The organism is Ornithinimicrobium sp. (genome assembly GCF_030537745.1).
Lineage (GTDB): Bacteria > Actinomycetota > Actinomycetes > Actinomycetales > Dermatophilaceae > Ornithinicoccus.
Genome location: NZ_JAUNVI010000094.1, coordinates 1 through 7963, shown reverse-complemented (window position 1 = coordinate 7963; position 7963 = coordinate 1). Strand labels below are relative to the sequence as shown.

8 protein-coding genes are annotated in these 7963 nt (G+C 68.4%); 2 read left to right on the top strand and 6 right to left on the bottom strand.

Annotated elements, in window-relative coordinates; translation table 11 throughout:
- Positions 1 to 9: 9 nt before the first annotated feature.
- Positions 10 to 417, bottom strand: coding sequence for a LysM peptidoglycan-binding domain-containing protein (locus Q4P07_RS13495; RefSeq protein ID WP_303375436.1), 408 nt, complete (start codon positions 415 to 417; stop codon positions 10 to 12).
- A gap of 227 nt (positions 418 to 644) precedes the next feature.
- Between Q4P07_RS13495 and lexA the strand changes: the two genes are divergently transcribed.
- Positions 645 to 1364 carry a transcriptional repressor LexA gene (gene lexA / locus Q4P07_RS13490; RefSeq protein ID WP_303375435.1) on the top strand — a complete coding sequence of 240 codons (720 nt, stop codon included), beginning with the start codon at positions 645 to 647 and terminating at the stop codon, positions 1362 to 1364.
- Positions 1365 to 1485: 121 nt separating this feature from the next.
- Here lexA and Q4P07_RS13485 read toward each other — a convergent pair whose 3' ends face one another.
- Together Q4P07_RS13485 and Q4P07_RS13480 are read right to left on the bottom strand one after the other, a co-directional pair.
- Complete coding sequence (locus Q4P07_RS13485; protein WP_303375434.1) at positions 1486 to 1827, bottom strand: PRC-barrel domain-containing protein; 342 nt, start codon at positions 1825 to 1827, stop codon at positions 1486 to 1488.
- Between the two features lie 89 nt (positions 1828 to 1916).
- The gene (locus tag Q4P07_RS13480; RefSeq protein WP_303375433.1) at positions 1917 to 2807 is read right to left on the bottom strand and encodes a Sir2 family NAD-dependent protein deacetylase; all 891 of its coding nucleotides are present in this window, start codon (positions 2805 to 2807) and stop codon (positions 1917 to 1919) included.
- Between the two features lie 235 nt (positions 2808 to 3042).
- On the opposite strand from Q4P07_RS13480, the gene Q4P07_RS13475 reads away from it, so the two are divergent.
- Positions 3043 to 3960 (top strand): LysR family transcriptional regulator, encoded by a 918-nt coding sequence (locus Q4P07_RS13475; RefSeq protein WP_303375432.1) that lies wholly within the window; start codon positions 3043 to 3045, stop codon positions 3958 to 3960.
- A 96-nt stretch (positions 3961 to 4056) separates the two neighbouring features.
- Here the strand turns inward: Q4P07_RS13475 and Q4P07_RS13470 are convergent, their stop codons facing one another.
- From Q4P07_RS13470 to Q4P07_RS13460, 3 genes are all read right to left on the bottom strand, one after another.
- Positions 4057 to 6195, bottom strand: coding sequence for a DNA internalization-related competence protein ComEC/Rec2 (locus Q4P07_RS13470; RefSeq protein WP_303375431.1), 2139 nt, complete (start codon positions 6193 to 6195; stop codon positions 4057 to 4059).
- 386 nt (positions 6196 to 6581) lie between these two features.
- The gene (locus tag Q4P07_RS13465) at positions 6582 to 7553 is read right to left on the bottom strand and encodes a helix-hairpin-helix domain-containing protein (protein WP_303375430.1); all 972 of its coding nucleotides are present in this window, start codon (positions 7551 to 7553) and stop codon (positions 6582 to 6584) included.
- Positions 7554 to 7732: 179 nt separating this feature from the next.
- Positions 7733 to 7963, bottom strand: a 231-nt coding sequence (locus tag Q4P07_RS13460; RefSeq protein ID WP_303375429.1) for a DegV family protein, incomplete at its 5' end; no start/stop codon positions are given.

Below are 7963 nucleotides of genomic sequence, written 5' to 3'. Positions count from 1 at the left end.
AGCGTCCGGTCAGCGACCGGGGATGATCAGTTCTTGACCGACCGCGATGCTCGTGGTGCTCAGCTTGTTGGCACGCTGCAGGTCCGTGATCGCCTGGCTCAGCGGAAGATCCGGCAGCTGCTCGGCGGCGACCTGGCTCAACGTCATACCGGGCTCCACCACCACTCCGGAAGAGGCACCGGCGGGGCCGAGGGCGTTCAGCAGAGACGCGAAAGCCAGCACCAGCACAAATGCCACGGTGCCGGTGAGCGCGAGCCGACCGCGGCGGGTGATCCGCGCCGAGGTCTGCGCGTGCGCCCGGGTCACACTGCGGTCCCCAACCCGCACCAGGCGCAGATGGCCGCCCCGCTGAGGGCCACCACCGAAGCCGATGGCCGGAACGCCGACCGGATACATGTCGATCGCGAGACTGCTCATGACTGTCCTCCTCATACGTGGACGCGTGTGCGATAGTACGTCTGTCCTATTCTTAGCACGCTCGTACGACTTTGTCGACACGCCGGTCGAACAAATGTTTGCCCCAGCGCCGCTCCGCTCGTACCATTGCTTCATGTCAGGAACTCAAACAGGGACCACTGACAGACCCTCTGACTTGACCTGACGGTCAAGCCTTGGCAGCCAGAGAAGACAGGGATACAGCGCATATGGCCACGATCCACGAGATGCCCGATCGGGACGGCGGGGCACAACTCACCAACCGACAGCGACGCGTCCTTGACGTGATTCGCGACTCCGTCGACGCACGGGGATACCCACCTAGCCTGCGCGAGATCGGTGACGCCGTCGGCCTCACCTCACCGAGTTCCGTCGCGCACCAGTTGAAGATGCTCGAACGCAAGGGCCACCTGCGCCGCGACCCCAACCGCCCGCGGGCTATCGAGGTCGTCACGCCAGGAGACGACGGCGCCGGCTATCGTCGCACCCCGCCCGGCGACTCTCGGACCGGGGAGAGCACCTTCGACGAGACCGGACTAGGCGACCAGAGGCCCGAGGCTTCCTATGTCCCCGTCCTCGGCAGGATCGCCGCCGGCGGACCGATCCTGGCAGAGGAAGCCATCGAAGACATCTTCCCCCTGCCCCGTCAGATCGTGGGCTCCGGCGAGCTCTTCCTGCTCAAGGTGGTCGGTGACTCGATGGTGGACGCGGCCATCTGCGACGGCGACTGGGTCGTCGTGCGCCGTCAGCCGACCGCGGTCAGTGGGGACATCGTCGCCGCGATGCTCGACAACGAAGCGACCGTCAAGACCTATAAGAAGGGCAAGGACAAGGTGTGGCTGATGCCGCACAACCCCGCCTACGAGCCGATCGACGGTGACCACGCGGTCATCCTCGGCAAGGTCACCGCGGTCCTGCGCCGCCTCTGATCTCACCCACTGCGAGGCCCGCTGCCTGCTGCCCTGGCCTGGAGCTCTCGCAAACCCACAACGCCGCCCTCTCGACCAGGGCGGCGTTGTGCCGTCCAGGCGGGCGACGACCCGCCCGGCATCACGCCGAGGGTGCTGGCCCCTCCTGCACCGCGTAGTACTGAAAGAGGTCCTGCTCCTCGTTGTCAGAAAGGTGTGGGTCCGCCGGCACATCCGGTGCGCCCTTGATCTTGGCCGAGCTGTAGGGCACGAAGATCTGGCCGTCTCGGATCTCGGCAGTCACCAGCGGCACGAACACCTTGCGGCCGCCGAGAAGGCCGGTCCGCACGGTCAGCCACGCGGGGTCTCCGGTCCGGTTGTCCAGATAGATCTCCCCCATGGACCCGACCCGCCCGCCATCCTGATCGACGACCTCGGCGGCGTAGTACTCGTTGAGCTGCTCCTGCGTGACGACCATGGCCATCCTCCCGCTCCGTTGCGCGGTCGACCGTGGAGCCGACCTCGCAGAACAGCACACCACATGCGGACCCCCCGTGCCACCCGATGGAGGGCTCAGCCTCCCTTGAGGTCCGTCACGAGGCGCGGGAGGACGTCGGTGAGGAGACTGTCCAGCTGCACGATCGGCTCTCCCTCGCCCCTGGTCGCTCCCCGCGTCACGACGGCGACCGGTATGTCGAGCCGCGCCGCCCTCCGCACGAACCGGTAACCACTCATCACCCTGAGGGAGGAACCCAGCACGAGCAGCAGTGACGCAGACTCGACGAGGGCGAACGCTGTCTCGACCACCGGCTTGTCAACGGAGCCACCGAAAAACACGACATCCGGCTTGAGACGGTCATTGCCGCACACCAGGCAGCGCGGCGCTCGGAAGCTGGTGACAAGGTCCTCCGGCAGGAGGACGTCGCCGTCGGGCTGGACCTCGCCCGTGCTGCCAGCCCGATCCAGATAGCCCGGGTTGGCCAGCGCCAGCCACTGGTTGATCTGCTCCCGCGTCGTGGGCTCTCCACAGTCCAGACAGGTGGCGTGCGCAAGGTTGCCGTGCAGCTCAAGCACATCGTGCGATCCTGCCTCCTGATGAAGTCCGTCGACGTTCTGGGTGATGATCGCGCGGATCAGACCGGCGTGCTGAAGGTCGGCGACAGCCTCGTGGGCCGCATTGGGACGCGCCGCGGAGAATCGTTCCCACCCGGCGTAGGCCCGCGCCCAGTAGCGCTTCCGACCCTCCGCTGAGCGCACGAACTCCCCGTGCAGCATCGGCTGCACCCTGCGCTGACCGTCCGGACCTCGGTAGTCAGGAATGCCGGACCCGGTCGACATACCGGCCCCGGTCAGCGCGATCACGTGGCCGTCGCCCACCAGGTCCCGCAGCACGGCATACGCGCCCTCGTCGACCTCGGCCGCCGGAGGGACGGTGAGCTCGCTCGGCACCGGTCCACCACTCACGCCACATCACCTGCCTCTGTCCGCGCGCCCAACCGCAGCGCCACTCTGAATACCGCACCCGTTCGAGCCGCCCCCGTTCGAGCCCCATCGGGCTCTGAGCGTGGACGACAAGCCTCGACGATACTCACCCCCGGCCCTGTGCTTGCAGCCGAGAGTCCGGGAGCTCGATCACGTACCAGGTCGAGGGGTGCGTTCGCGACCCCGGCGGCTCATTACGCCTGGTTATGCTTGGCCCATGCTAGATGCTGCGGGCCTTCGCGTCATGAGAGCCATCGCCGACGAGGGGACTTTCACCGCCGCCGCCCAGTCCCTTGGCTACACGCAGCCCGCCGTCTCCCAGATGGTTCGTCGCCTTGAGGAGCGCACCGGCACAGTCCTGGTCGAGCGCGCCGGCCGGACCGTCAGGCTGACCGAGGCCGGCGGGCTCCTGGCCGACCATGCCCGCATCATCCTCGCCGCCCTGGATCGGGCCGAGACGGAGATCTCCGCGATCGCCGGGCTGCGAAGCGGTCGGGTCCGCCTGGCCGCGTTCCCCTCATCGTCCGCCTCCCTGGTCCCCCGAGCGCTGGCAAAACTGCACCGGGACCACCCCACGATCACAGTGCAGTTCAGCGAGGCCGAGCCGCCTGAGTCACTGGCGGCGCTGCGGGCCGGGACCGTTGACCTGGCAGTGGCCTTCTCCTATGAAGGGACTGATCCCGGGCGCGGCGAGGACGACCTCAACGGACTGGAGGTCATCGACGTGCTGATCGACAAGGTGATGCTCGTCCTGCCCAGGGACCATCCGCTAGCCGCGCAGGAGGACATCAACCTTGCCGACCTCGCCGCGGACACCTGGATCGCCGGTTGTCCCCGCTGCCGGGGGCACTTGCTCTCCCTGGCTCGGCGCGCCGGTTTCGAGCCGGAGGTGACCTTCGAGACCGAGGACTACGTCGCCGTGCTTGGCCTGGTTGCCGCAGGTCTGGGGGTGGCCCTCGTCCCGGAGATGATCCTGCGCTCCGTCTCACACCCTGACGTGATCACGCGCCCCGTGTCGCCTCCGTCCCAACGCGTGGTCCAGGTGGTGACCACCCCTGACCTCAAGCGGGTCCCCGCGGTAGCCGTCACCCTGGAGGCCCTCTGCGCGAGCGCGCGCGAGCTCAAGAAGGCCTGAGCTCAGACTTTGCCGCTGGAGTGTGTTGGCCTGCCCGCCGACACTTGCCGCACACCCCACCGCGCGTCGCCTCTCCCAGCCACCGCGTCCGCATACCTAGCCCTCCCGCCGGTGCACGACAAGAAAGCCATCTTCTCTCGCCACGGCGACATCACCGTGGAGGTCTGTCCGAAGCACGACCATTCCCGCCTCTCGCAGGAGGGTCAGCGCGCTTGGCGCGGGATGGCCGAAGGTGTTCTCGGCACCCACCCCGATCAACGCCACCTCGGCCTGGGTGCCGTGGACCAGGACCTTGTCCTGCGCCGCAGACCCATGGTGGGCGACCTTGAGAACGTCGTAGTCCCGCCCTTCGATCTTTCCCCGCAGAGGCCGGGCACCTTCGGGCTCGATGTCGCCGGTGAAGAGCATCCGAAGGGACGGAGTGCGTATGTCGAGCACCAGGCTCCCGTTGTTTGCCGGCGACTGTCCCGCGACAGGGGGATCGCCCGGGGACAGGACCTCCAGCCGTGCCTGCCCCACCTCCCGGACCTGGCCAGCGCCAAGCACCTCACCCTCGACCCCAGCGGCGGCCAACTCCCGGAGGGTCAGCGCGGCCATCGCAGCTGGCTCCTCGACCGGACTCAGGTATGCCGTCTCGACAGGGAGGGTGCGCAACGCCCCGTCGAGCCCGCCCACGTGATCGGCGTGGAAATGCGTGAGCACGACGGCGTCCAAGCGCTTGATCCCCAGGTCACGCAGACATCGTCGAAGGTCTTCAGGTGCCGGACCGGTATCCACGAGGACGGCCGAAACCCGACCCGAGCGGATCACGAAAGCGTCCCCCTGCCCGACGTCGCACCCGATCACGGTCCAGCCTGGCGGTGGCCAACCGCCCAGCGAGGGCACCGGCCAGAGCGTGGCGAGCGCGGCCGCGAGCAGCGTCCAACTCGCCCACCGATGCTGCCGGACCAGGTGTCGCCACCACGGGCCAGTGACGAGGGCGAGCACGGTGAGGAGCGTCAGCAACCAGGCTCCGATCACTCCATCGACCCAGTCCACCGTCCCCCAGGGCAGCTCTGCACAACGACGGGCGATTTTACCGAGCAACCAGGCCGGCAGCGCGGCGCACCACGCTATCCCTCTACCCAGCGGCATCCAGAGCGGCGAGAGGACCGCGGCGAGCACACCGAGGACGGTCGTGGGTGCCACTAGCGGCGCCGCGAGCACATTGGCGAGCACGGCGACTGTCGTGATGCTGCCCTGCAGGAGCACGATGACTGGGGCGCAGGCGACCTGAGCGGCGAGCGGCACCGAGATGGCATCGCCCACGATGGCGGCCCGACGCGGTAGCCGCGCTGCGATCGCATCGGCCCAAGGCCTGGACCAGAGCACCAGCCCCAAGGTCGCCAGGGTCGACAACGCAAACCCGTAGGACCTGGCCAGCCAAGGGTCCACGCACAAGAGCCCGATGACCGCCGCCGCCAGCGCAGGGAGGCTGACCTTGCGCCGTGCAGATGACAGCGCCAGCAGGCCGACCGTGCCCATCACCCCGGCGCGGAGCACCGACGGTTCCGGCCGGCAGAGCAGCACAAACCCGATGAGTCCGAGCAGGATCAGCGGGGTCCGCCATCGCCTGGGGACGCCGAGCCGAGCCACCAGCAGGGCGATCGCTCCTAGGACCAGCGCCACATTGCTGCCGCTCACCGCGCTCAGATGGGTCATTCCAGTTGCTCGCATCGCTTCGGTGAGGTCCGGTGGAGTGAGCGAGGTGTCACCGATCACCAGCCCGGGGACGAGGCCCCGAGCATCCGGCGGCAGCGGAGCGACCGCTGCCCGGAAGCGATCCCGGACGTGGTCGGTCGCGGCGAGCACGGGTGAGGGTGCCCGCGTCGTGGTCGGCGCACCCCGCGGGCGCACCATGGCGACCGCGCGTTCCGGCTCTTGCGGCAGTTGCAACTTGCCCCAGCCAACGATGGTGCTTCGCCATCGCAGGTCTTCCCAACCCTGTCCTTCACGGGCCATCACGACTAGCGGCGTCGAGACCCTGGTCGTCACTCCTCTGGCGTGGACCTGCTCGAGCCGAAGCTCGAGGACGACCAGCGCCTGGCGTTCGTCCCCGCTGCTGATCACGCGTGGCTCGGTGGTCACCATCCCGACGAACTCAGCCATCGCGCCGTCCTGCGCATAACTGACGACCGGTCCAGATCGGTCCCGGGCCAGTTGCGCGCCGGCGGCGGTGGCGACCAGCCCGGTCACTGCCAGGGTGAGAGCGAATGTCCCAAGGAGCCCCCTGGTCGCCTCCCGCTGTCGGTCAAGCCCCTGTCGCTGAGACTCCAATCGCGCAAGCCCGGGCCGCTTTGACCCCTGCCCCGATGGCGGTGCTCGAGGGGGCGTGGCCAGGCACTGATTTCGGATCAACAGGACGATTCCTGACAAGCCGGCACTGACCAAGCCGGAGGTCAACACGATCCACACCGGCTGCGGCAGCAAGGCTGTTACCACCGCCCAGCCGACGAGCGCGGGGACCAACAACCTCCCGTCCAGCCGCGCTTCATCCTCTTGCGATGAGCGCGCGTCCCTGGGCGCAGAGTCCTCGCGTGTCCTGGCTGGGGGCGCGGCGCGACGCAAGGTGGCCACTCCCCTCATTGCCCTACCGTCACCAGCGGCTGCAACTGCGCGAAGGTGCGTTCGCCGATGCCGCTGACCTCGAGGAGCTCCTCGACTATCGAGAACTTCCCGTGCTCCTGCCGCCAGGCAATCATTCGCTCGGCCGTGACCGGCCCGATGCCGGGCAGTTCTTCTAGCTCAGCCTGGGTGGCAGTGTTGAGGTTGACGAGCATGGCTCCACTCGTGCCGGTGCCGCCCGCTTTCCCGTCTGCACCCATTGCCGGGCCAGCTGCCGAGCTGTCTCCGGGCACCACAGCGCGTGCAGAATCCGGCGGTTCTTCACCAGGCTTTCCTACCCAGACCTGTTCTCCATCGACCACTGTCCTGGCCAGGTTGAGCGAGGCTTGGTCAGCGTCCTTGGTGAAGCCCTTCGCTGCCAAGATGGCATCAATGACGCGCGAGCCGTTCTTCACCTCGACCACGCCCGGTGCGCGCACCTGACCCGCGACGTGGACCAGCACGGTGGCCGGCACGGCCGGAGATGCCACCGCATCGTCTTGCCCAGTGGGCGCCGAGGGGAATGCCCTGAGCCCCGCTGGTCCTGTCCCGTCCTCATTCTTCTCTTCGGCTGATTCAACCGCCGCTGCTGATCCAGTTGGGGAAACCGCGATCCGGTCACCCGGCTCAGCGGTGGCTGCGTTGCTGGTCCACCACCACCGGCCCAGGAGCACGGCGATCACGACCACCGCGATGACGAGCATCCCTCTGACGGCACGTGAGCCCACCCGCAGGTCGACCGATCGCAGCGACTCTGGCACCGTGAACACAGGCACCTGGCCACGTCGGTGCCGGCCTTGTGAGGACGCCTCCTCTGCGGCCTGAGCGGCGCCGATAGGTCGCCCGTGCAGGGCTGGATCGGGGTCCGCGCTGAGCAACTCGGTCAGACGGTCGGGTGAGGTCACGACGCCAGTGCGCGCCGGGTCGCGGACCGCAGCACGGGGACTCATACAGTCGAAAGTAGGCTGCGCTCCACCCCCGCGACAGCCCCCAACTCGCGGTTGTGGATGACGGGTGGCGTACTGCAATGGATGTGGACATGGCCTCGCGCGAGCACGGCGACCGCCCGGTCCGGCAACACCGACCGCCCGGTCCGGCAACCGCGACCGTTCGGTGGGGCTGGGGCTGGCTAGGGGTCGGGCTGGGGGGCGACGACGACGCCTAGGGTTCCGGGGCCGACGTGCACGCCGACGACAGGATCGAGCTCGCCGACGTCAGGGTGCAGGCCGGTGCGCTCGGCCAGGACCGCGGCGAGCTCAACAGCAGCGTCTTCGGCGGCCAGTTGCAGCACCGCCATCCGCACCTCCACCTCGGCCTCGCGTGCTGCCTCAACTTCGGCCACCGCGTGCTCCACCAGCTT

Bases quoted from the DNA above. Each gene is read 5' to 3' on its own strand.
- lexA (WP_303375435.1), top strand. From the start codon at position 645: ATGGCCACGATCCACGAGATGCCCGATCGGGACGGCGGGGCACAACTC.
- Q4P07_RS13485 (WP_303375434.1), bottom strand. From the start codon at position 1,827: ATGGCCATGGTCGTCACGCAGGAGCAGCTCAACGAGTACTACGCCGCC.
- Q4P07_RS13475 (WP_303375432.1), top strand. From the start codon at position 3,043: ATGCTAGATGCTGCGGGCCTTCGCGTCATGAGAGCCATCGCCGACGAG.
- Q4P07_RS13465 (WP_303375430.1), bottom strand. From the start codon at position 7,553: ATGAGTCCCCGTGCTGCGGTCCGCGACCCGGCGCGCACTGGCGTCGTG.
- Q4P07_RS13495 (WP_303375436.1), bottom strand. From the start codon at position 417: ATGAGCAGTCTCGCGATCGACATGTATCCGGTCGGCGTTCCGGCCATC.